The organism is Vibrio sp. SBT000027 (assembly GCF_963894355.1).
GTDB classification, from domain to species: Bacteria; Pseudomonadota; Gammaproteobacteria; order Enterobacterales; family Vibrionaceae; genus Vibrio; species Vibrio splendidus.
Map to the genome: position 1 here is coordinate 1,588,766 of NZ_CAWQGD010000001.1, position 24,394 is coordinate 1,613,159.

Genomic DNA, 24,394 nt, shown 5'->3' on the forward strand with positions numbered 1-24,394 from the left:
ATTAATCTTCAGTAGACCAAGTTTTGTTGGCGTTAGGGTCCAAGTACCAGGTTGGTTTTGAAGAACCTCCTGAGGTCGCCCATTCAGCAAAGTCTGGGTATGCCTCACTGATATCGATGTACTCTGATGGATGATTCCAAGGAGATGAAATTAAGATACCCCAAGGCATATTTTGCGTAGTTCGATAGTATTTATCACTAGATGGGTCTGAATCGTCTTGCGCGATGCCATAGAAATCACTCACTAACGTGCCACGAGACGTTGGTGGTAAGTCTGCGGTATGGATTTCTAAATCTTTACCCGGAGATGTAGAGAAACTGTCACCGTGGTAATAACCAGCTCCCGCACCAAAGATGAATGGGTCGAAGCCACTTAATGGCATCAGTGAACTCACTGTCGGCTCGCTTCCAGAAGCAAACGGTAGAGAAATGCTGAACGTCATTTGGTCAGCTTCTAACGTCGGGCTACAAGAAGGATTAGTGCGGTGGAACATGCACTCACCGTGAATCGGAAGATCATTTTTTAGGTTCAACGAAGCGACAACAACGAGGTCTCCTCCTGGCGATGCAACATTTTTGTCCTCACCTGTAAACGGCGAGATATTTACTCGAGTCGCGCCATTCTTTTGCACTCGAGCCGTTTGAAGATCAACATCTGACTCATCGAAGCCATCAAGCTTCCATCCTAGTCCATTACCATAAGAAGCACCGTAGGCCATTATGGTTCCCGTAATATCCATTCGAAGCACTGCGTCATCTTTACTTAAAATGGTAGTGCGGTAGTAAACCACGACGTCATTTAAGTCAAAGTCACCAACTTCTGGCCAATTATCTTCGAAGGCCGCTGTATAGTAATTCGAATGTTGAACCGTTGTGCCAGGATCCGTAACGTTGAACACGTAGTCTTCTACTTCACCATCACCAACATAACCGTCATTTGGAATGTTAGGGCTACTCGCTAAACGGAATCGAGTTTGTACTCCACCAACGGTAGCATAATCATCCACTCGAATAGGGACAACTTGGCTTCCATCGACAACAGAATGGTTCTTCAATATCTGCTCATCATCCTCAAAAGACCCATTCATATCCCAGTCAGCCCAGGCTTGCAGATAACCACTCCCCACAACATTGACGTTAATTAAACTGTCTAGGCCTATTTCAAGGTTCGTCAGCAATGCAATACCGTCATCATCATTTCCGCCAACATCCAAATCATCGCCGTTTGATGATGCGCCAGGTTGGCCATCAGTATCGGCATCAATACTAGCGCCTAAGTACAGCGTGGAAGAAATCGCATGCTCAGCACCGTTGCTCGCCTGTAATGTTCCATAGCTATCAGGCGCATCACCAAAATCAGATTCGTCTGAGCTTTCGATGGGAGTTGTAAAACCGGATAGCTCCCAGTTACCATCAAATGCCGAAAATATAGGGTTCGGTCCAGTACTCGTGGTAACCGTTTCAAACTGAAGTGTGACGATAGAAGTGTTTTTGTAGGTGAATTTAACCGCTCCTGAAGTGTCTGTTTCAGAGTAGTTTGTACCAGGACCAGTGAATAAGACTGAAGTCCCATCGGCACTCTCTTCTGCCGTCAAACTTGCACTCGCACTACCAAGTTGATAGCTGAAAAAACCTTCGCTTTTAAAGACTCGTACTTGTTCAGACTGTGAGGGTTCTCCATCTATGTCATAACCAATCATGTCAAACTCAGGAAGTGTATAAGGTACTGAGAAGGTTCCGGAGAGACCATCCGTGCCATCATAAAATTCAAAGGTATAGATTAAGCCTGCCGAGCCCGCAGAGTTAGTTTGGTAAAGAAAACCAATATCTCCTGAGGGCTGCGTCGCGCCAACTTTGTAGTTAGGAGCATGAAACAAAAATGTCGCATCACCAAACACACTACTAGACACTTTGGCATCGATTGTTTTTCCATCATGTGTTCCGACATTCAGAAAGTGCATTGACACCCCATCGTACGTCGGTCCCGCCCAGCTACTACTCCCATTAGTTGACTCTATATGGTTTGAAAAGTCCAAATCCACCGTCGTTGCGTAGATAGGGACATTGACTACTGCCGTCAACAGACAAATAACTTGTTTGTATTTCATAGTAAACCTCGACTTCTTCTTCGCTTCTGCGATTTCCTTGAAAAGTACGTAAACTCTGAACGGCAAATTAAAGAAACGTCTCAGTTAACCCAAAACAATCCACATCTTTGTTTATTGTTTTAGTGCCGATAAAGCGAGCTGCTTAATACAAAGAAGCAAAAGAGAAGCCAAGTTTCTAACCATTTAAAAATAATCTTATTACATTGAAAAATAAGACTTATTAATCTAATTCCAAATTACAGTCAGGATAAAACGGTCTGTTCTTCAAAATAAGAATCAATTTGAAAGTCTGTTAGATACATCAACGTTCTATGCTGTTTGGAAACCGGATAAGCTGTTTAAGGGCTAGAGGCGTTTTGCTTAAAACTCAAACTACGATGTGTTTGGTCAAGTAAAGGGGTAGGTATTATTGTTCGTTCATGGTTAGCAAGACTGTTTAAAAATATTCTACTTTTAAACAGTCTCGATTTATTAAAAGGGTTACAGCATTTCTTTTGCGATGAGATGTAACAAAAAGGTTTCACGTTCAATGCTCATACCCTTCTTAGAGCTCTCAGCCATGGTCTTTTCGTTGTGAGCGATCGCTTCATGGATATTCATCCACACCGGCTTCATCCCGTTTTTCACTTCATAATCTTCGTAAGCCGTTTCACCCAGCTCACGATCAATTTTGCATGAGTAGCAGTAAGAGATCATATGCATCATATCCGCATCGTCTTTATACCAAGGACGGAACTCTTCAAAAATACCAAACGGCTTGATGCTATGGATATTCTTCGCGCCAGTCTCTTCTTCGAGTTCACGAACCATACCTGCGATCACATCTTCCCCTTCATCCAAACCACCACCAGGAATGGTGTAGTCGTGATAACGCTCTGTATACAGCATCAGAATGTCTTCACCATCTAACACAATGGCACGGGCAGCGTTGCGCTTATAGACCGTTTTATTGTCTAGATGGTCGATATCAGGGTGGATGGTTGTTTTTAGGTGTCTCATGATTCTGACTGCTCTACTGAATTTGGCGGCATCATATCATAATCATCAATAGATTCGAGGTTCTCCGTCCCCCACTAGAACACATACCCTCTGCTTTTGATCGCTGTTCGCCCACAGCTATCGAGTCAAAACAACCATCAAGTAGCGCCTTATTGACGGAGGCCGTTCCTTTTATAACATCAGCTATGTCAGCCTGATCAAACACTCAAAAAGCACTTAAAAATAGCGAAATATCAACCTATTTCAATATCTTGACCAAATTAGGACAACCTTTTCTGAAATCTAAAATATACTAATTTCATAGAGCTTCTCATTTGGTTCTGTAGAACTTAACGCATTCGATTATAGAGTTATCACGTAGGAGATAGACATGAAGAAAATTGGTTTGATGGCTGTATGTGCCGTTGTGTTGGGCGGTTGTGCAAACGACTATGCAGAATATAGCGAAGGCCAACGTGTTTCAGTCGCTAACCCAGCCGCGGTTTATTGTGTTCAACAAGATGGTGAATTAGAAACCGTAACTGAAAACAATCAACGCACCACTTATTGTGTGTTTGATGACGGTGAACGTATCGAGCAATGGGAGTACTACCGCAATAACCATGAGCAAGAAACTGAAAAGTAATAACTTCTATTACAAGTTTCCAATATCAACGCTTTAAAACCCTCCCCCTAAAAATTCAATTATGTTACGTAAACTGCCTGCCATAAGGCAGCGGTTTACCGTATACACACACCAATTGAACGCTGTTTTATTTCTGACATGGCTCTGACATTAGCCTAACCTAGGCCGATAGAATGCCTGCCCGTTACAAATATTTACACATTGAATTACTATGAAAAGCCAACCTAAAACCAATGAACAAACTCCAATGTCGTTTGAACTGCCAGAGTTCACCCTTTCCCAGTCGACATCTCAAGTGATCTACAAACGATGCCAAACTGCTCTCGTTGTTTTAGCGATAGGCATTGTCGCAAACCTTGCGCTTCGAATTGATTTTGTATTGTTGAATGGCAATGTTGGTGAGATCTCGGCGACCGAAATGCTGCAACAGTTACTGCTTATCGTGACGTCTGGCTCTTTTGCTTATTTAGCAAGAGAGAAGCACGAAGTTAAGCACGCAGCTCTTCTTATCAGCGCATTCTTCGCAGTGTTGTTCATTCGTGAAATGGATTTTTGGTTCGACAAGATCGTACATGGTGCATGGGTTGTCCCTGCCCTATTGGTTGCTGGCAGTGCAATTTTCTATGCGATTAAGAATGGTAAAAGAACCATTGATCAGCTTGCGCTTATTCTTGCTTCCCCACACATGAACTTACTCGTTACTGGCGTAATGCTACTGTTGGTGTTCTCTCGTCTATTTGGCATGGGCAGCTTTTGGCACAATGTTATGGGCGATGATTATGTTCGCGTGGTTAAGAACATCGCCGAAGAAGGCACTGAACTTTTGGCTTACTGCCTGATTGCGTTTGCGAGCTTAAAGACCGTTATTGGCATCACGAGAAAGAAATAAACATCTATCGCCACCAGCGATGTGTGTGATCCGATTCCGGGTCTAAATAACGATTCAATAAAGTCAGGTTAGTATCTAGTAGAGCTAGGTATTCCCTGACTTTTTTTATGTCGGTACCCACGGAAGTCTGCTGGATACAGCGCTCCAATACTGGGAGTAAGCTGTCGACGATGTCAAAATGAGGCACCCCCTCTCCTAACGCCTTTACAGCTATCAGTGCCTCCAACGACAGTCTTTCAGGCTCCCTCCTAACCAACTCCAAATCTCGCTTGAATGTCCCCGCAGAAACACCTTCAAGATAAACTCGATAGGTTGTCAGCACATCCATCAACAGAAACAATTGCCCTTGAGTATTTTGATGAGGATATGGAACCGCAACATGAGCTTCTAGCTGAGGACCGATTTGTAGTTCCACCCCAAGTGCAGAGCACTTCTCGACCAAAACCTTAAGCAAGCCTTGTTCGTCCATTAATGATTGGATCTCGAAAATACGTTGTAAATGGTAGTCATTCGAAACGAACGTCACCTTCACACTCTGCCCACGGGTAAACAGTTCACTTTCAATCATCTCTGAAGCTAAGTTCTGAATGTTCTCAACCGTATTTGTCGAGTTCTGCTCAAGCAAAATCGCCCCCAAGGAAAACGGATATTCTCGCTGGCTTTCCAGAATTCGAAAATACTGGTGCATTGCATCCGCTTCAGAGGTGGTTTGCCCTTTTGTCACCCCACCACAAAATGCAACACCCGTTTTCTGAATAGACTCTTCTGCCAAAGGCCCCGCCAGATACTCCACCAAAGCATCAACTCGACTGATGCCTTCATCAGTCAATTTATTCCCATTAAGTCGCTTACCTAGCACAATAAGGAGGTGATTAATGCTCATTTTATGTTCAAGTCTCGTTTTAGTGATTAGATGGAGTGAATTATGTATACAATAGTTCTTAACAAAAGTATTTTTAAATTCCTATATGTAGCTCGCAATAATGCTCACTATTGATAGCTACATCTTAAGGTACACAAGAATCAACGTGCAGCTATATAGAGCAAAAATAGCACGGTCTTGTATTTCATCGAACTACACGCTTGTTAACACTAATCTCATTGAAAGAATACGCTCACTCAAAGAAGTGAGGTTAACAAAAGATATACTTTAACCAGAGTTCGTTCATCGAACCGTCTTCACAGGAAGTTACTATGCTGTCTATTTTTGATATCTACAAAATTGGGGTTGGCCCGTCCAGCTCCCACACAAATGGACCAATGATCGCTGGGTTTAACTTTACCCAAAAAATTGACGCTCAGCTTAAGCAAGTGAAGCGTATTCAAATCGACTTATACGGCTCGTTATCATTGACGGGTATTGGTCACCACACAGACAGAGCAACTTTGTTAGGTTTGCTCGGTAACCGCCCCGACACTATTAAGATTACCAGTGCTAACCAAGCAATGCGTAAAGCGATTGAAGATAAATCTCTACTGGTTAGCGGTAACCATGAAATTCACTTCGATGTAGAAAGCGACCTACTCTTCCATAAAACTAATCTTCCGCTTCATGAAAATGGCATGACCATCTCTGCCTTTGACGCAAGCGGTAGTCTTCTAGATATGGAAACGTACTACTCGATTGGTGGTGGCTTTATCGCAACCGCTGATGAGCTACAAAACGGCAAGCAAGAAGCAGAAACACAAGTCGAGTTCCCTTTTACTTCTGCCGACCAATTGCTTGAATTGTCAGAACAACAAGGGCTTAGCCTTGGTGGCTTAATCCTGCGTAATGAAGTGTCTTTCCAAGACATGGACGTGATTGACCAAAAAGCTGACCAAATTTGGAAGGTGATGTCTCTGTGCATGCAGCGTGGCTTTGACACCGAAGGTATTCTTGATGGCGGACTAGAAGTCACCCGTCGAGCGCCTGCTCTTCTGAAAAAGTTGGAAGCGAATGCTTCGATTGAAAACGATCCAATGGAGATCATGGATTGGATTAACCTGTTTGCCTTTGCTGTAAGTGAAGAAAACGCAGCGGGTGGCCAAGTGGTAACATCTCCAACGAATGGTGCGGCTGGCGTTATTCCTGCAGTATTAATGTACTACCATCGTTTCATTAAAGAGCTAGACACCAAGCAGCTGAAAGACTTCTTGGCAGTCTCTGGCGCTATCGGCATCCTATACAAAACCAATGCTTCAATTTCTGGAGCAGAAGTAGGTTGTCAGGGTGAGGTTGGCGTATCTTCATCAATGGCTGCTGCTGGCTTAACCGCTTTGCGCGGTGGCAGCAACGAGCAAATCTGTATCGCAGCTGAAATCGCAATGGAGCACTCTCTAGGCATGACATGCGATCCGATCGGCGGGCTTGTTCAGGTGCCATGTATCGAGCGTAACGCAATGGGTGCAATGAAAGCCATCAACGCATCACGTATGGCTCTAAAACGCACCAGCAAGTGTCTTATCTCGTTAGACAAGGTTATCGCAACCATGTACCAAACAGGTAAAGACATGAACAAGAAGTACCGTGAAACGTCTTTAGGTGGTTTAGCGGTGATCCACATGGCGCCACCGTGTGAATAGTAAGTTGCGGTGACCAATTAAATGCGGTGACCAGTTAGATGCGGTGACCAGTTAAATGCGGTGACTAGCTAGATGCGATGAATAGTCGAGATACAGAGAATAGTTGAAACGCAATACATCGTTGACTCGCACGACGAGAAATCGCCTCACTCAGAACCGTTATTGTAAACTTAGTTTTCGATATCCAAACAAAAGCCAGCCACCAAGCTGGCTTTTTTATTGGCCAAAATCCAACAGCCAATTGAAAGTGATACTCACTTGAACATTTTATAGATGACCAATGTTAACTTTTCCTTTATCCGTTCATTACTTAGCCACAAATGAAGGTAGTTAAATTTCTCACAGTTATGCATCCATTATCAAAATCTAACATTGCAAATTTCATTCATGAGAAATATCAATGCACTCATAAGAAAAGGTATATCGAGTAAAGTTCTGTTTGGGATGCATGTTTCATTTTATGTATTGCTAGTGATGGTATTATAATTAGGTTATTACACTACATCTTAATACTAATGTGAGAATAAAATAATGTGGAATAGATTAAACAAATCAATGATGTTCTGCCAAATGATGTTTGGACTTTCGTTCTATGGCGTCATGGTGATCTTGACTCGTTTCTTCCTTGAAGATCTTAACTACAATGAAGCCGACACAATGATGGTTGTTGGTGCTTTCTCTGCAATCGGACCGCTATTTGCTATTGCAGGTGGCTTCATCGCCGACAAATTCTTAGGCGCATACCGATCGTTGACCATTGCCTTTCTAGGGTTCGCAAGTGGTTATGCTCTACTGGTACTCGGTGCCGCGGCGACCAATGTTCCAATGGCATTATGTGGTATTGCTTTAGCGAGTTATGCGCGTGGTTTGATGTCCCCTTCTTACCCAAGTCTTTACAAACGCACGTTCAAAACTCAGGAAGATTTCGAAAACTGCTACCCTATCAACTACTCAGTCAACAATATTGGTGCGCTTTTAGGCCAGTACTTGTTCCCGATGCTAGTGCTTGTTGTTGGTTTCCACGGTGGCTTCCTTCTTTCGGCTGCTCTAGCAGGTGCTGCACTTCTGATGATGCTCTTTGTTCGCAAAGGCCTTGTTGAAGCAAGTGCTGAAATCGACCAAAAACCAGTAAGTACTAAACATTGGGCTGCATTCCTTGGCCTTTCTGCTGCAATGATTGGTTTGGTATTCTTCATGTTTTCTAACATGGATATCGGCCAGAATATCGTATACGCAATTGGTGGTGCAGCGATCATCTACTTTGTCTCTTTGATGATGAAATCGAAGAAGTCAGACATGCTGAAGATGGGTACGATCTTAATCATCACATTCCTGACGACATGTTTCTTCGTGTACTACGGCCAAATGATGACGTCGATGACAATGGTTGCAATCAACACAATGCGTGGCGATCTATTCGGTTTCATCCCTGTAGCACCTGAAGCGTCGATGGCAATGAACCCACTTTGGTGTATGGTTGCAGGCCCTATCATTACGGGCATCTTCTCTAAACTAGAAAAGAAAAACATTCATTTCTCTACCGCAACCAAAGTAGGTTTCTCTTTCATTCTGACAGCGATCGCTTTCGGTATCTTAACGATGGCAGTAACAACCGTTGGTGAAGATATTCTGATTCGCCCTGAAGTGTTCTTAGCAATCCACTTCTTCCTAGCATTTGGTGAGGTTATTGTTGGTTCTATGGTTGTTGCATTCATTCTGTCTGTTGCACCTAAGCACATCGAGAACTTCTCAGTAAGCTTATTCTCTGTCGCAATCGCACTATCAGGCATTGTTGGTGCTGTATTCTCAACGTCTATTGCACTTGAGAAAGGCCAAGAGATCACACAAGAGATCGTTCAAACGGTTTACGGTGATTACTTCCAACTATTAACTATCCTAGCGGTAGTAATGGTTGGTATCGCAATGGCTGCATCGTTCATTATTCGTAAGATGCTAGAAGCAGCGAAAGCCGCTGAAGAAACTATCGAACTAGAGCAAGCAAACAGCTAATTCTGCTCACGTTAAACAGTTCCAATACACCAAGCCCTTTAGTTTTCTAAAGGGCTTTTTTTGTCGATATTTTTGTTTCTATTGATATCGGGTTCAAGTTACGTTGCGCTTGTGTAAATAAAAGTAAATGATAATTATTAGTATTGAGTGTTTTCTTGTTCAGGATTATGATGTGGAAATCAAAATCTAAGAGAGCCTTATATGAGCAAGCCTAGCCCTATCACATTAACCGTTACTCAAACCTCAACCATTACACCGAATATGCAGCGTATAACGCTTAGCGGTGAAGGATTAAGTAAGTACCCAACCGAATGTGCCGGCGGCTACATCAAGCTTTTGTTCTCGCCACTCGGCACCACAGATTTAAGTCAACTGAACGAAGGTGAGCGCCCAACCATGCGCACTTACACCATTCGTCAGTACAACCCTGTCGAAAAGTGGATTGAGGTTGATTTCGTACGCCACATCACCACAGATCTGCAATGTGGCTTTGCTGCAAGATGGGCAATGAACGCAGAAGTAGGTGACACGGTTTCAGTGGCAGGTCCTGGATTAATTCAAGGGCTGAATCTAGAATCGGATTGGTTCTTCTTGGTGGCAGATATGACGTCGCTACCTGCGCTCTCTGCCAAAGTAAAAACGCTTCCGGAACACGCAGCAGGCCACGCTGTCATTCAGATCAATTCAGTAGCAGACAAGCAAACACTTGAAGTACCTCAAGGTATAAAAGTCACTTGGTTAATTGAAGATGAAACTGAAGAAACACTTTCACAAACAGTTCGCAACACAGAATGGTTAGAGGGGCAGGTTTCGATTTGGACGGCGTGTGAATTTGAAAGCATGCGCGAACTAAGACAGTACTTCCGCAACGAAAAAGAAGTCGCGAAAGAGAACATTTACATCAGTAGTTATTGGAAGCGTGGCGTCACTGAGGATGGTCACAAAGTATTAAAGCAACAAGATGATCAAGCTTTAGCAGGTTAAACCTGTTACTACATACATCTTTTTGCTAGATAAATAGAAAACGCCCTTAGCGAAGTTCATTCATATCGTTAAGGGCGTTTTAGTTTGAATCCGATGAAGATCAAAGCCGAAGTGTAAGATTAGATACTCTCACCCACTTCAATCTCATAACCAAGATCCAGCTTTGCCACCCATTCATTGTTACCTTGCAAACGCGCTACAACTTGCTGTGCTGCGACTTTACCGATCTGCTCCCTAGGTGTTACGACAGTCGCTAAACGCGGCGTCATCGCCACTGTGATGTCGTGTCCGTGGAAACCTGCAATCGCCATCTGCTCTGGTACCTGAATACCACGTCGTACACACTCGTAAAAAGCACCAATGGCCAAATCATCGTTAGTACAGAAAATGCCATTCACTTCAGGGTGTTTCTCAAGTAACTCACCAATCAGTTTTGCACCAAGAGTAAACGAGGAAGCGTCTTCCGTTTGCAGCGTTACTGGCGTTTTGTCGGCTTCTTGCATCGCATGTTCATAACCGGCCATTTTTAAGCGCGTACGTTCATCCATACGAGCCGCTAAGTAAGCAATATTGGTTCGCCCCCGGTCGAGCATGGTTTTGGTCATTGCTCTTGCCGCTTCGAAGTTATCAAAGCCAACCGCTTGTTCAATACGGGGAGACACCGAATCCATAATTTCAATCACTGGGATAGAAACAGTCTGCAGCATTTTACGCGCTCTATCAGTGTGCACGTTTTCTGAAAGGATAATCGCATCAACGTTGTAAGAAAGCAGCGAAGCGATGCTCTGCTCTTCCAGTTCTGGGCTATAGCCATAGTGGGCAATCATGGTTTGGTAACCCGCAGGCGCGGTGACTTGCTCAATACCACGAATAACTTCAGCAAAAACTTGGTTGGTTAACGAGGGGACCAAAACACCAATCGCATTGCTTTTTGCGTTGGAAAGAATGTCTGGTGCGCGGTTAGGGATATAACCTAGCTCGTCTACTGCAGCGCTGATCTTATCTCGCAGTGCTTCTGATACTTGAGAAGAGTCTCTCAGGCAGCGACTGACGGTCATTTTGGTGACACCAACTAAGTTGGCAACATCTTGTAATGTTGGACGTTTTTTCTTATTCGACATAATTAGTAATTATTATTTTTGAGTTATGTTACTGGTAACAGTGTATCCGACTGACGTGGAATTTGAAGCCTAATTTAGTAAAATGTTGATACAGCGTCAAAATTACAAACGCCCTCTTGTTGAGGGCGTTATTGATTGTTTAAGCGTTTACTTTTACTTCAGTTCTCGGAGACTGACTCCAAGTCACGTGAAACTTTTCAGCTTCATCTCTATCGACTCGTGAATAGGTATGTGAGCCAAAATAGTCACGTTGCGCTTGCAATAGATTCGCTGGTAACACTTCACAGCGCAGAGAATCAAAGTAGCTTAATGCTGAACTGATCCCCGGCATCGGCACACCATACAAAGCTGAGTTAGCAACGGCGATACGCCAAGCAAGCTCACGCTCTTCCACTTGTTTGATGAAAACCTCGTCAAACAACAGGTTCGCCAGCTCACCATTTTGTTGATAAGCCGATGTTATACCTTGTAAGAATGCTGCACGAATAATACAACCTGCTCGCCAGATCTTAGCTATCTGAGTAAAGTCGAGATTCCACTCCTCTTTATCTGACGCTGTTTTCAACAAATCAAAACCTTGCGCATAAACAGACAACTTGGCGCAATACAAAGCATCATGAAGCTCAGAAATAACCTCTGTTTTATCCAACTGACTCGCATCGGCAACATTGCCTTTTAGCAGTTTGCTCCCTTGAATACGTTGTGATTTTTGACCGCTCATCGCACGTGCATAAACCGCTTGAGCAAGGGTTGGGGTAGGACACCCTTCTTGAAGGCTGTTAACTGCCGTCCACAAACCCGTACCTTTCTGCCCTGCTTTATCAAGCACAACCTCAACGAACGGCTTACCCGTTACAACATCTTCTTGTTGAAGAATATCGGCACTGATTTCCATCAGGTAACTATTAAGTACACCGTTGTTCCATTGCTCAAAGACTTGTCCAATCTCTTGAGCTGGCATATCAAGCACATCACGCATGAACTGATACACTTCGCAGATAAGCTGCATGTCGGCGTATTCAATGCCATTGTGAACCATCTTAACGTAATGCCCAGAGCCTGAAGGACCAACATACGCCGCGCACGCTTCACCCGCTTCAAACTGAGCAACCGGTAGCCCATTAGCATCCACTTTTGCAGCAATCGCTTCCCACATCGGTTTCACATATTGCCAAGCCGATTGGTCGCCACTCGCCATGAGCGCCGGGCCAACGCGAGCGCCTTCTTCCCCACCAGAAACAGCAGTGCTGAAGAAACGAAGCTTGCCTTTGTAGCTCACTTCGCGTGCTTCGGTATCTGTCCAAAGGCTGTTGCCTGTATCGATAACAATATCATCGCTCTCTAAACCGGCTTCTAGCAAATTACTCACTACGATATCGACAGGTTTTCCTGCAGGAACGGACAAAGCGATTACACGCGGTTTCGCGAGCCCTTGCAGCACATGCTCAAGGCTAGTCCCTTGTGTGAACTGACCTTTACCAGTAAACAATTCATTAAGCAGCTTTGCTTCTGAACTAGCGCGCTCAATGTTGTCTGTATTCAAATCAAAGCCAGCAACGTTAAAGCCGTTATCCAGTAAGTTGAGTGCAAGGCTTTTGCCCATAACGCCTAAACCAATCATCGCAATGTCGTTTTTTAACTGAGTCATGGTTTAGCCTATCTGCTTAATTTGTTTGAGTGCACTTTCTACTACCTGTTCGACATCTTGTGAGATATCAACAAACAACGCATCGGCTTCATTCGGTTCAACCAAGGTTGCGAACTGGCTTTTCAACATTTCTTGACCATTGAAGTAATGGTTCTCGCGCGCTTTATGGCGGTTCCAAATGGTGTCGAAGCTACCCTGTAGGTACACGATAACTAAACCTTCATTATTCTTTCGTAGAATGTCGCGATATTGAGGTTTCAATGCAGAACAAGCAATCACAGCACTTGGCTGTTCGATATATTGCTTATTCAGTGTTTCTAGCCATCCTTGACGATCTTCGTCAGTCAGCGGAATACCTTGACGCATTTTTTCTACGTTGCTTTGCGGATGGAAGTCATCGCCATCAAAGAATTGAAGATCTAAAGCCTGTGCGATACGGCTACCAATCAGGCTTTTCCCGCATCCAGATACGCCCATCACGAGTATTTTTTTGCTTTTCATAAGGCAAGCCTTCCCTAAGCCCCAACCAAAACAGGGGCTGACAATCGAATCTAATAGTTAAACTTGTGTTGCTGTTGATAGGTTCCTGAACGTTAAACTCGCTCTGGGACCTTCGCTGTTATTGCCACCAAAGCGCGAGCTGTGGGAAGATAATAACCAGTGCCAGCACCAATACTTGAAGTGCAATGAACGGCAGTAGTGAAGAGAAAATCTCACCTAAGCTGATGTCTTTTGGTGCGACCGATTTCAGGTAGAAAGCCGCTGGACCAAATGGTGGTGACAAGAACGACACCTGCATGTTTAGACAGAACACAACGCCGAACCATACTGGGTCGAACCCAAGGCCAGTGATGATTGGTACGAAGATTGGCATTGTTAGAAGTGCCACACCTACCCAGTCAAGGAACATGCCTAGAACCAGTAAGATAGCCATCATGATTAATAGCGTTACTGTCGCGTTACCGCCACTGAGCGCAAGGATGGTTTCCTCAACAAAATCAATACCGCCCATCAGGTTGTAAATACCAACCAATGCACTAGCACCGATACCAATCCACATGATCATGCCGCAGGTACGCATAGTTGCGATGGCACTCTCTTTCAACATGCTGAAATTCAACTCACCACGGATAAGAGCACTGATCATGATACCAACCACACCCAATGCAGACGCTTCTGTTACTGAAGCGATACCCGTGTAGATACTACCTAGAACTGTTGCTACAGAAAGCAGTGGGAAGAACAGAGCCTTGAAGTAGCTTGGCTGATTTGCGATATCTTCTTCTGTCTCATCATCACTAGGAAGAGGAGCCAGAGAAGGATTCAGCTTACAGCGAATCAATACGTAGCCGATGTAACAGCCCGCAAGGATAAACGCTGGCAAGAAAGACGCTTTGAACAGGTCTCCAATCGATACACTCGCTGTCATACCGTAAATGATAAGTACGATACTCGGTGGAAGCATAGTGCCTAGTGCGCCACCTGCACAGGTTGTACCGATAGCAAGCTTACGGTCATAACCTAAACGAAGCATTTGTGGCAGTGCGAGAATACCCAGTAGTACCGTTTCACCACCGATAACGCCTGACATCGAAGCCAATAGAACCGCGACTAATAAGGTTTGTACTGCCACACCACCACGAACCTTACGGCCGACAGATTTCATTGCATCAAACAAATCGCGAGCAATGCCCGAACGGTCTAGTAAAGCGGCCATCAATACAAACATCGGTACCGCGAGGAACACATAACCAGAAGCAAAACTGTAGGTACGGCTTGCGATCAAAGGCAGGGCATCAGGACCAAACCAACATAGAGTGAAGAAAATTGCGACAAAGCCTGTTACGAACGCTAGCTGCATACCGGTCAGTAGCAAGCCAATCATCATAACCAGCATGAGCAAGCTGCCCCATGCGATACCAATAGAAGATAAATCAAACATCGTCATTCTTCCTTAGACCCATCAACTCTTGGATTAGGTGCAATACAAACTGGACAACAAGAACACACAAAACGACAAAAATCAGGCCTTTCAGCAGCGCAGGATAAGGCGCGTTTAACACTGAACCTGATGTTTCAAGGCGGAATTCACCCCATGGTGCAAACCACGCTTCTTCCGCAGTGAAGTAAGCTGCATAAGCGAGCATGCCTGCAAAGGCCAAACCCACAATGTGGTGAACAAGATTAAGATATTTACGTGCTTGGTTAGACACTGAATCGTAGATAAGAACCACACGTACATGCTTATTCGCAGCAAACGCGTAGATGCCACCAATAATGAATAAAGAACCACCGATGAAAGAAGCTGTTTCATGTACCCATGTGGTCGGGGCATCGAATGCGTAACGCATCACAACTTCATAAAATGAAATCAATACAGTAAAGATAAAAAACCAGCTCACGAGATTACTGAACTTTATAACAAAACGATCAAGCGCATTTCTTGGTTGCTCGTCGTTTTCAGCTGGGGCATGGGGAGTTTTGTCTGTCATGGGCCAAATTTCCTGGGAGAATACGGGAGAGCAATGCCCTCCCCCGTCAGTAAACTAAGTTTAAATTACAGTAAGCCGTTTTCTTCTAGGAACACAGTCACTGAGGTGTAAACTTTCCCTGCGTTATCAGAACGCTCTGCAAATACTTTCCATTGGCCTTTCGCGATTTCACGGAACTTCTTACGCTCTTCTTGAGACCAATCATGGATAGTGATTTCTGGGTTCGCTTGAGCTTCTTTCAGTGCCGCTTGGTCAGCCATTTTCAGCTGAGTCGTCATGTCGTAAGAGAAGTCACGCACTGATGTTTGCAGCATTGTTTGTAGATCAGCTGGCATCTTGTCCCATTTCTTCTGAGAAATAGAGATATCGATAAGCGGTAGTGAATGGAAACCCGGTTGAACTGGATGTGTTGCAATGTCGTTCATGCCCGCTTTTTGGTTGGTAGAGAATACCGTGTAGTCCGCTGCATCAATTACGCCTTTGCTTAGGCCAGTAAATACTTCAGAACCTGGCAGGTTTACTGGAGTCGCACCCGCGGCTGCAAATACTTGTTGTACTAGGCCTTCAGGCGCACGCAGTTTAAGACCTTTAAGATCCGCTACACCGTCGATTGGCTTTTTAGAAATGAATGATTCAACGCCGGTTGTTGAAGCACCAACGAACTGAACACCGTAAGGCTTGTACAGTTCAGTCATTAGCTCATTACCACCTCCGTAGTTCATGTACTGAAGCAGCTGTGTTGTGTCTGACCATGCACCAACCATGTTACCGATAAGACCAAAAGCTGGATCTTTACCAGAGAAGTAACCTGTTGCTGTGATGTGACCATCTAGGATGCCCATTTTGATCGCGCCTAGCGTTTCTGTGTGCTTAACCACAGCACCAACAGGAAGTAGATCGATATCGATACGTCCGTTAGACATCGTTTCTACGCGCTCGGCCCACTTCTGCTGAACCTTGAAGTTCAAATCACCAGATGGATCTGAAGATTGAATCTTAAGTTTAAAGTCTGCAGCCATTGCTGAAGTAGCAAATAGACCAGTGAGGGAAGCGGCAATCAGCGTTTTAGTCAGAGCTTTCATTTGGGTATCCTTATGAGTTTCACAGAGTCCGGCTTGTTATTATATGTTACCGGTAACGTTGAGATGGATGTTACCGGTAACTTTACAACCTTGTCTATGAGAAGGATCACATCTTTAACATTAGTAAAACGTTTGCTATCAATAAGAAAAATGTGACTAAAAAGTCACATTATAGGTTGGAGGTAGGATTTAATTTCTTTTTAAGTCAGTGAGATAACTAAACCTGCAATGATAAAAACGACGCCTACACCGCGAGTGGCGTACCACTTTTCCTTTAAAAAGTAGATCCCCATCACTACGCCGAAGATGATGCTTACTTGCCTAAGAGCGACAACCAAGCTGACGTTCTCAGTCATGGTCATCGCAAACAGCACCAAGCCATAAGTCGAAGCCATCATGATGCCGGCCACTGTGGCTTTCTTACGTAGTATCCACGCATTAGTAAACTCGATTCTTTGGTTGGTTACGAATAACCAAACACTCAGCGGAATCACAATCGCCCAAAACTGAATGCCTAGGTAGAAAATCGCGGTGTGCTTGTTAGTTATAACTGGTGTGCTCAAAGGATCGAGTAACAGAAGCGCTTCTTTATCAATAATGGAATAGCCCGTGGTACCAATGGCCGCGATTAACGCCCACAGTACGCCAAGGTTGAGATACGCTTTTAACCTAAGATCTGAAAACTGCTTAAGTGGTACAAACAAACAACCCAAGGTAATCAAGGTGAAGCCAAACCATTGATTAGGTGACAGCTCATAGCCTATCAACACCGTGCCTAAACCCACCATCAACACAGGCAGTGCTCGTGCCATTGGGTAAATCACGCCGATATCAGCCTGTTTATAGGCTGCCCCCAAGCCGATCAAATAGATGATTTGGCAAATCCCGCTCAAGAAAACCAGTTGCCAAAATGGAAGTAAGATATTTGACAGTCCAACACTGTGAACATACCAGATCAAGTAAGGCGTCAATATCGCGGCAGCGGCAAAGCCAGAGGCTAAGAAGAAAGACGAGCCCGAGCCTTGATTAGATTTACCTAGAACGTTCCAACCCGCGTGAAGCAAAGCCGAAATGATCACGATGATGATGGCAGAGAATTCCATTTCATTCCTAAATTGATAACTGATAAGAACAGTCGCTGAAAACAGCTGATAAAAAAGGCCTCCGAATAAGAGACCTTGGATCGTTTCATTTCGACAGCCCTACAGAATTGCAGGTGCCAGTACGATGCGTGTTCTAGCTGTAACTAACGTTCAAATTGACAGACTAACGCTCTAGCTGCGCGATTGACTCGATACTGATCGCGTCATGACGCCAATATTCAATATCGCAATCAATCAAATCACCGTCTTGATTGTAATTAACACGCTCAACCACCATAGCCGGAGAACCAGAAGTCGCACGCAGGGCTTGCGCGGTTTCGCCAAGCAAAGACGTTGTGCTCACTCGGTAACGGATCTTCTGATACACCACGCCAAAGTGCTCACGGTAAATGTCCGTCAACGATTTAGACAAGTCATAATCAAGCAAATTAGGGAACAGCTCAGGTCGAATGTAGTTGGTCACATACACAACGGGTCTGTCTTCAAGATAACGAACTCTGTCTACTCGATAAACATCCGAAAAAGGTTGCAGCTCAAGAAGCCTAGTTGCTTCCTTGGTTGCTAACATGCCTTTCGCCGCCACTAATTCTGTTTTTGGCTTACGATTCTGCGACAAAGCCATATTAGTGAAGTTCAGCGTTTGTGTTGGATCGTAGCGCAGTGGCGCAGGAGAGATAAACCAACCACGTCGGTCTTCTCGATAAATTCGTCCTTCCGCTTCAAGTGAAGACAAGGCTTCACGTAACGTAACTCGTGTTGTATCAAACGATTCAGCCAGTTTTCGCTCCGCAGGCAGCTTCTGTCGTGGTGTTAACATCCCCGACTCTATCTGCTCTACGACAACATCTTTGATTTTTACGTACTGCACTTCATTTCCTTTTATTCTTGTTCTTGTCGTCAGCCACTCCTTGGCCAACTGCAATATAAAATGGTTCGCTAGCGTTTACGCCAAGCTTGGGTACGCTTCTCGAATAACTTGTTGATTAACATATGAATCAACTTCGCGCTCGCTGCCGATATCATGATCATCACCGCCATGGCAGCTGCTGCACCCGTTTGTCCCGCATCATCCATATTCAGTACTGAAACTGACGCAGGTATCGTATCGGTAGAATACAAGAATACTACCGCAGATGTCGTGGTAAGTGCATTAATAAACAGGTATGTCGCAATATCTAAAATCGCAGGCAAACAAACCGGCACCGTCACTTTAAAGAACAGCTTGTATTGCGGTAGGTTAACCGAAGCCGCCGTCGCTTCTATTTCCTCAGGCAGCTGTTTTAATGCGGTTAACGCTGTCATGTGGCCGACTGTGTAGTAGTGAACCACCGTATTAATCACCAAGAACGCCATCGTGCCATATAAGAAGTTGAGTGGGTTACTCAAATCATTAAAGTAGAAGATATACCCCAAACCCAACACCATACCCGGAACGGCCATCGGTACCACACTGAGCATCTGCATTGCTTGACGAACAGGACCAAATGCTCTGCCCTTCTCAATGCAGTACGCGCCTAAGAAAATCAATACGGTACCGATAATCGCAGTCCAAGCGCCGAGGGTTAAAGAGTTGAAAAATGGCGTCCAACCATAAGTACTCATCTCTGCGAAGTTATAGTTATTTAGCGTTAGCGTTTTATTCCAAGGCCAGAAAGTGACCATAGATCCGTATATCGCCATGCCTAGCACGATAACAACAGCCACTGAAATTACGGTGCAATAGAGTAAACACACGCCATCACGTAGAGTGTTTGGCTCTGGTTGGTAAGCGACGGAGCGAGTATCAAACAAGCTCTTTTGTTTCTTTTGAACCCAGCGGTCAACGGTAAACGCAAGCAACGCAGGCAATAGCAATAGGATGCTAGTCACCGCGCCCATAGAGAAATTCTGTTGCCCTACTACCTGCTTAAAGATATCGGTAGACAGAACGTTGTAGCTACCACCGATCACCTTTGGTACACCAAAATCACAAACCACCAGCGTAAATACAACGATCAGAGTGCTGATCAAACCATACTTTGCCTCAGGTAGCGTCACCATGAAAAAGGTTTTTAATGATGAAGTATTGAGTGCACGTGCCGCCTCATACAGACGAGCATCAGAGGTTCTTAACGAGGTAGTCAGAATCATCAAGGCGTGTGGAAAAGTCCAAAATATTAAGCCGAGTGATATACCAATCAAGCCATAAACCGAATTTCCCCCTAATACTTCTTTGGCGATACCTTGGTTGCCAAATAAGAAGATCAAACTGATCGCTGGAAGCAATGAAGGAGCCAGAATAGGCGCTGAACCTAGCACTTGAAAAAGCACCTTAAAAGGCATGCATGAACGAGTCAAAGCATAGGCATAGCCAAACGCTAATACTCCCACGACAACGGTCACTAACAACCCAAGCGTGAACGTATTGCCTACCGATTGCCAAAGGCTTTGAGAAGCAAAATACGTTGCGAAATTCTGTAATCCTACAAATTCGCCATCTGCGTTCTGAACACTCTTTTTCAACATTGCCCACAGTGGCATCAGGATAAACAGCGTCATGAACACAGATAAAAAGGCCAACAGCCCAAATAGGATTACGTTGTCTTTACTTAATCGAGCAAGAAAAGGCTGTACTCGTCGTTGAATTAGCAGCTTAGATTGCATCATTTGAGTCGATTCCATGATTATTTACGCCGCCTCGTCTTTCATCACTTGCAGGCTTTTCGATGGGTAAGCTCTCAGGCCTTCTTGGTCAAACGCCACATAACGAATATCACTGCGACGCAGCTTCAATCGATTGAACTCTTTGACTGATACATCAACGATGATCTCTTTCGCCGTGGAGTCATGTTGCAATTGACACTCAACACGATAAAACGCCCCTAAGAATTCGCTTGATACGATTCTCACGGGTAATGACTCACTAAAACGATCCACAAACTGGATTTGCTCTGGACGAACGGCAATATCGAAAACATCACCAAGTTTTGGCGTGAGGTTATCTAAGCTAGGTAACGGCAGCATTGACTCAGCAATACGTATCTTGCCTTGCGCTGCGACAGAAGCTTGAATGAAGTTCATGCTGCCAACAAACTCAGCCACAAAACGACTGACTGGTTTTTGGTAGATCTCTTGTGGGGCACCTACTTGCTCAATGACACCATGGTTCATCACCACAATTCGGTCAGCCATCGTTAAGGCTTCATCTTGGTCGTGCGTCACCATAATAGTGGTGATGCCCAGCTTGCGTTGCAGTTGGCAGATCTCGTCACGCAGATGTGTTCTTACCTTCGCATCCAACGCAGAAAGCGGTTCATCGAGTAGCAACAAGCCTGGAGACAACGCTAATGCGCGAGCCAGAGCAACACGCTGCTGTTGTCCACCAGATAACTGATTTGGGTATTTCTGACCAGACGTTGGTAAGCCGATAGTCTCTAACCAAGACTCAACCGTCTCAAGGGCTTCTTTGGTCGACATGCCTTGGTTTTTTAGACCAATCGCAATGTTTTCTTCCACAGTGAGATTTGGAAACAAAGCGTAAGATTGGAACACGATGCCAAAGTCGCGCTTTTCTGGTGGCAAGAAGGTCGTATCATTACCGTTCTGCTCAATAGAACCTGAAGTTGGCAAGTCTAGACCTGCAATCGCACGTAATAAGGTGGTTTTTCCACAGCCGGACGGGCCAAGAAAACAGACGAACTCGCCTTTATCTATCGATAGGGAGATGTCTTTTAACGCTGTAAATTGGCCAAATTGCTTTACAACGTTTTCAATATTCAAATAAGTTTGGTTGCTCATACTACAGCACTCTCTATATGGTATATACCAAATTTAAACTGAGAATATTGCAGTTGAGTGACAAATTTATAGAAGCTAAATGACAGTTATATTGCAGATATAATAAGCATTAAAGATTGCTATTTGTTCAGCTTTAAAAGTTAGTTCAACGTTGAAAGCCCTCAATGACGAACCAAAAAGTCACTGAGAGCCTAAATGTAAACTTCTAATTTAAACGCTAGATTAATCTATGATTCAACCTTGTCGGCTTTGCCCGCCGCACCTGCGAGTTTGGATAACTGTTTATCCAGCCACAATGGCGTGTTACCAGAATCTTCCGCGTTCTCTTTTCTTCGAACTGCATCTCTAACCATCATTGCTCCAACCCAACGAAATGGCTCTGGTGGGAAATAGCCTCGTGGACCGCTAGTTAAGCCACTACGTGTCCATTCGTTATCATCTCCTAACACCATTGAAGACAAAATTTTTCCGCCCATACGGGTTTGAGCAACGCCATTGCCTGAATAACCAAGCCCATAATAGATGTTGCTTTGGCCTTTTAGGTTACCGAAAAATGGCAATCCGGTGACCGAACGATCTGAGCCTCCAGACCAATTGTAATCGAATTCACTTTGTTCCAATTTAGGGAACAGTTTTTGAAACGATTGATTGAGAATCGGCAGGTAGTTGGTCGTTTGGTTAAACATGCTTTCAACTTGATTGGCAAACGAGAACTTATTACCGCCTTTGCCCAACATGAGTCGTCCGTCCTGGGTATCTCGGTAATAGTGGACAAAGATACGCGAATCTACCACCGCTGCCCCTTTCTCTGGACCAAACTGCTTGAGCTTTTCAGGAATAGGCTTGGTCACCACCATATCTGAAGAAACAACCACGATGCTGCGTTTGAACTCTTTAAAGTGATCGAGCATCCATGCATTAAGCGCTAAGATCACTTTATCGGAAGTTATCGTCCCCCCCTTAGTTTGGACGCGAACTGGTGAGCCGTAATCAAGAGAAGTCATCTCTGTATTTTCGTAAATTTCGACACCCAGTTCGAGAGCGACGCGGCGTAAGCCTCTCGCCAATAACGCTGGCTGCACACTACCCGCAGCTTCTGAGTAGTAACCCTCAATGTGGCGATCAGATCCCGCTTTATCAGCCAAAGAATTGTCGCACTTCTTCCAACTATTTATGCCTTGCTTGACCAACTCATTCACAACAGGTTCCATTCCACCCTTTTGCGCTTCATTGGTCGCCGTGTAGTAAGTACCGCTTCGATATAGATGCGCGTCAATCTTGTGTTCGTTACAGAAGGCTTCGATCTCGTATATAACCTTTTCAGATTCCTTAACCAACCATTTCGCTTGTTCTTTTCCGTAGAGCTTTTTCAGCGTCGGATACTTAGTTGACCACGTCAGCATGCAACCGCCGTTCGCACCAGAAGCACCGCTACCACATAGGCCTTTTTCAATCACGACAACATGTTTTTCGGGTTGCTGTTGTTTGATTAAAATCGCCGTCCATAAACCCGTATAGCCACCGCCAACAATGGCGATATCACAGTTGACGTCTTTTTGGATCGGCTTAGCCGAATCTAACCCCGCATTGATGTTGCCAAACTCTTGTTCCAACGCTTGCTTGAACCAATATGAGTAGTGCTTTGTCATTTGTTGTACCTTACTTAAAACCTAAAGGCGTAAAACTAAAAAAGGAAGACCGAAGCCTTCCTTTACTGATTTCTAACTTCTAATGAGCTGCATACCTAATGGACTACGTGTCTAATAAACCATGTGTCGAATAAACTCTGTAATCTAATAAGCTCAGTAGATAATTAACTAAGTAGCCAATAACTAACTAGCTCAGCAGATTAAGATTTTGGCTCTGATTTAGCATCAAACTTCTCAGACCATGTTTTAAGAACATCAGCACGTTCGCTGCCCATGCGAGCGAAGTCCATTTTTGCCATGTTCTTTTCTACATTAGGGAAGTTCTCTGCTTTGCCTGTCACATCTTGGTGACCAACAACTGGGTACATTTCGATGTAAAGCTCATTTGCCGCTTTAGAAATAGACCAATCGATAACACGTTGTGCTGCATCAGAAGGCTTAACAAGGCCTACCGCTTCAGATTCCCAGCCGATGCCTTCAGGCGTAATAACTGAAAGTGGAGCGCCTTGAGTTTTCAGCTTAGCGCCACGGCTCGCCATAGAAATACCGATAGCGACTTCACCCATACCGGCTTGAACACATGGCTTAGAACCTGAGTGCGTGTAGTGAGCAATATTTTGGTCTAGCTTTTGCATGTAGTTCCAACCTTGGTCTTCACCCATGTTTTGTAACCAAGCCGAAACCTGCATGTAGCCCGTACCAGAAGATGCTGGGTTTGGCATCGCAATGTGGCCCTTGTAGATAGGTTTCGTTAGGTCATCCCAAGACTTAGGTGCCGGTAGGTTCAATTGCTTAGCGACCACTTCGTTGAAACAAACTGCATTGAAGAATGCATCATTACCGTACCAAGCTTGAGTAGACTGTGGGTCGTTAAGGTTAGCGCGTAATGCTTCTACACCTTGAGGCGTATAAGGTTTCAGGATGCCCTCTTCTTTAAGCAGTGCCATTGAAGAACCAGCAAGTCCCCAAACTACCTCTGCACGCGGGTTGTTTTTTTCGGCCAATAATTTTGCCGTCATGATCCCAGTTGAATCACGTACCCACTTGATGTTGATGTCTGGGTTTTCACTTTCAAATGCGTTCTTGTATTTCGCTAAAATGTCAGTTTCAAAAGCGGTGTAAACCGTCACTTCCTGTGCTGCATAAGCATTACCAGCGAGTAGAGTTACTAACGCTGCAAGTGATCCTTTCATAAAACGGTTTTTCATCATTTTCTCCAGTCAGGCCCGATGCCAAGGTTAGAAGCTAGAAGCCCCATCAAGAGGCTTCTATGTCCATAAATTCATTTAGGTTGTTAGCACACAATCTCAATATTGGTATGTACCAGATAACGAGTATTAACC

20 protein-coding genes are annotated in these 24,394 nt (G+C 44.5%); 5 read left to right on the forward strand and 15 right to left on the reverse strand.

Annotated features, from left to right (window positions below):
- Position 1: 1 nt before the first annotated feature.
- Positions 2-2,107: an LruC domain-containing protein gene (locus AACU28_RS06710; protein ID WP_121602627.1), complete on the reverse strand. Its 2,106-nt coding sequence runs from the start codon at positions 2,105-2,107 to the stop codon at positions 2-4.
- 480 nt (positions 2,108-2,587) lie between these two features.
- Positions 2,588-3,106 carry an NUDIX hydrolase gene (locus tag AACU28_RS06715; RefSeq protein WP_065607757.1) on the reverse strand — a complete coding sequence of 173 codons (519 nt, stop codon included), beginning with the start codon at positions 3,104-3,106 and terminating at the stop codon, positions 2,588-2,590.
- A gap of 370 nt (positions 3,107-3,476) precedes the next feature.
- Between AACU28_RS06715 and AACU28_RS06720 the strand changes: the two genes are divergently transcribed.
- Together AACU28_RS06720 and AACU28_RS06725 are read left to right on the forward strand one after the other, a co-directional pair.
- Positions 3,477-3,731 carry a putative hemolysin gene (locus AACU28_RS06720; protein ID WP_004730165.1) on the forward strand — a complete coding sequence of 85 codons (255 nt, stop codon included), beginning with the start codon at positions 3,477-3,479 and terminating at the stop codon, positions 3,729-3,731.
- A gap of 211 nt (positions 3,732-3,942) precedes the next feature.
- A complete protein-coding gene (locus AACU28_RS06725) occupies positions 3,943-4,620 on the forward strand; it encodes a hypothetical protein (RefSeq protein ID WP_121602628.1) in 678 nt (225 codons plus the stop codon).
- Positions 4,621-4,624: 4 nt separating this feature from the next.
- Here the strand turns inward: AACU28_RS06725 and AACU28_RS06730 are convergent, their stop codons facing one another.
- A complete protein-coding gene (locus AACU28_RS06730; protein WP_121602629.1) occupies positions 4,625-5,503 on the reverse strand; it encodes a YdcF family protein in 879 nt (292 codons plus the stop codon).
- A gap of 311 nt (positions 5,504-5,814) precedes the next feature.
- On the opposite strand from AACU28_RS06730, the gene AACU28_RS06735 reads away from it, so the two are divergent.
- The 3 genes from AACU28_RS06735 to AACU28_RS06745 all read left to right on the forward strand — a co-directional run bounded on the left by AACU28_RS06735 (position 5,815) and on the right by AACU28_RS06745 (position 10,179).
- The gene (locus AACU28_RS06735) at positions 5,815-7,185 is read left to right on the forward strand and encodes an L-serine ammonia-lyase (RefSeq protein WP_017090629.1); all 1,371 of its coding nucleotides are present in this window, start codon (positions 5,815-5,817) and stop codon (positions 7,183-7,185) included.
- Positions 7,186-7,716: 531 nt separating this feature from the next.
- A complete protein-coding gene (locus tag AACU28_RS06740) occupies positions 7,717-9,195 on the forward strand; it encodes a peptide MFS transporter (protein ID WP_017094988.1) in 1,479 nt (492 codons plus the stop codon).
- A gap of 201 nt (positions 9,196-9,396) precedes the next feature.
- The gene (locus tag AACU28_RS06745; protein ID WP_121602630.1) at positions 9,397-10,179 is read left to right on the forward strand and encodes a siderophore-interacting protein; all 783 of its coding nucleotides are present in this window, start codon (positions 9,397-9,399) and stop codon (positions 10,177-10,179) included.
- 119 nt (positions 10,180-10,298) lie between these two features.
- Here the strand turns inward: AACU28_RS06745 and gntR are convergent, their stop codons facing one another.
- The 12 genes from gntR to AACU28_RS06805 all read right to left on the reverse strand — a co-directional run bounded on the left by gntR (position 10,299) and on the right by AACU28_RS06805 (position 24,262).
- Positions 10,299-11,300: a gluconate operon transcriptional repressor GntR gene (gene gntR / locus AACU28_RS06750; RefSeq protein WP_121602631.1), complete on the reverse strand. Its 1,002-nt coding sequence runs from the start codon at positions 11,298-11,300 to the stop codon at positions 10,299-10,301.
- Positions 11,301-11,439: 139 nt separating this feature from the next.
- On the reverse strand, positions 11,440-12,948 hold the full coding sequence (gene gndA, locus AACU28_RS06755) for an NADP-dependent phosphogluconate dehydrogenase (RefSeq protein ID WP_121602632.1): 1,509 nt from the start codon (positions 12,946-12,948) through the stop codon (positions 11,440-11,442).
- A gap of 3 nt (positions 12,949-12,951) precedes the next feature.
- Positions 12,952-13,449 carry a gluconokinase gene (locus AACU28_RS06760; protein ID WP_061023288.1) on the reverse strand — a complete coding sequence of 166 codons (498 nt, stop codon included), beginning with the start codon at positions 13,447-13,449 and terminating at the stop codon, positions 12,952-12,954.
- A gap of 118 nt (positions 13,450-13,567) precedes the next feature.
- The gene (locus AACU28_RS06765; RefSeq protein WP_017059512.1) at positions 13,568-14,890 is read right to left on the reverse strand and encodes a TRAP transporter large permease; all 1,323 of its coding nucleotides are present in this window, start codon (positions 14,888-14,890) and stop codon (positions 13,568-13,570) included.
- Positions 14,883-15,440: a TRAP transporter small permease subunit gene (locus tag AACU28_RS06770; protein ID WP_017079674.1), complete on the reverse strand. Its 558-nt coding sequence runs from the start codon at positions 15,438-15,440 to the stop codon at positions 14,883-14,885. Before AACU28_RS06770 ends, AACU28_RS06765 begins: the two co-directional genes overlap by 8 nt.
- Positions 15,441-15,505: 65 nt before the next feature.
- The gene (locus tag AACU28_RS06775) at positions 15,506-16,522 is read right to left on the reverse strand and encodes a TRAP transporter substrate-binding protein (protein WP_009845626.1); all 1,017 of its coding nucleotides are present in this window, start codon (positions 16,520-16,522) and stop codon (positions 15,506-15,508) included.
- A 200-nt stretch (positions 16,523-16,722) separates the two neighbouring features.
- Positions 16,723-17,625: a multidrug transporter gene (locus AACU28_RS06780; RefSeq protein ID WP_121602633.1), complete on the reverse strand. Its 903-nt coding sequence runs from the start codon at positions 17,623-17,625 to the stop codon at positions 16,723-16,725.
- Positions 17,626-17,788: 163 nt separating this feature from the next.
- Complete coding sequence (gene phnR, locus AACU28_RS06785; protein WP_061023284.1) at positions 17,789-18,493, reverse strand: phosphonate utilization transcriptional regulator PhnR; 705 nt, start codon at positions 18,491-18,493, stop codon at positions 17,789-17,791.
- A gap of 68 nt (positions 18,494-18,561) precedes the next feature.
- Positions 18,562-20,271: a putative 2-aminoethylphosphonate ABC transporter permease subunit gene (locus AACU28_RS06790; protein WP_409122112.1), complete on the reverse strand. Its 1,710-nt coding sequence runs from the start codon at positions 20,269-20,271 to the stop codon at positions 18,562-18,564.
- A 21-nt stretch (positions 20,272-20,292) separates the two neighbouring features.
- On the reverse strand, positions 20,293-21,402 hold the full coding sequence (locus tag AACU28_RS06795; protein ID WP_121602635.1) for a putative 2-aminoethylphosphonate ABC transporter ATP-binding protein: 1,110 nt from the start codon (positions 21,400-21,402) through the stop codon (positions 20,293-20,295).
- 227 nt (positions 21,403-21,629) lie between these two features.
- Positions 21,630-23,051 carry an FAD-dependent oxidoreductase gene (locus AACU28_RS06800; protein ID WP_121602636.1) on the reverse strand — a complete coding sequence of 474 codons (1,422 nt, stop codon included), beginning with the start codon at positions 23,049-23,051 and terminating at the stop codon, positions 21,630-21,632.
- Positions 23,052-23,251: 200 nt separating this feature from the next.
- Positions 23,252-24,262: a putative 2-aminoethylphosphonate ABC transporter substrate-binding protein gene (locus tag AACU28_RS06805; RefSeq protein ID WP_017104203.1), complete on the reverse strand. Its 1,011-nt coding sequence runs from the start codon at positions 24,260-24,262 to the stop codon at positions 23,252-23,254.
- Between the last annotated feature and the right edge of the window lie 132 nt (positions 24,263-24,394).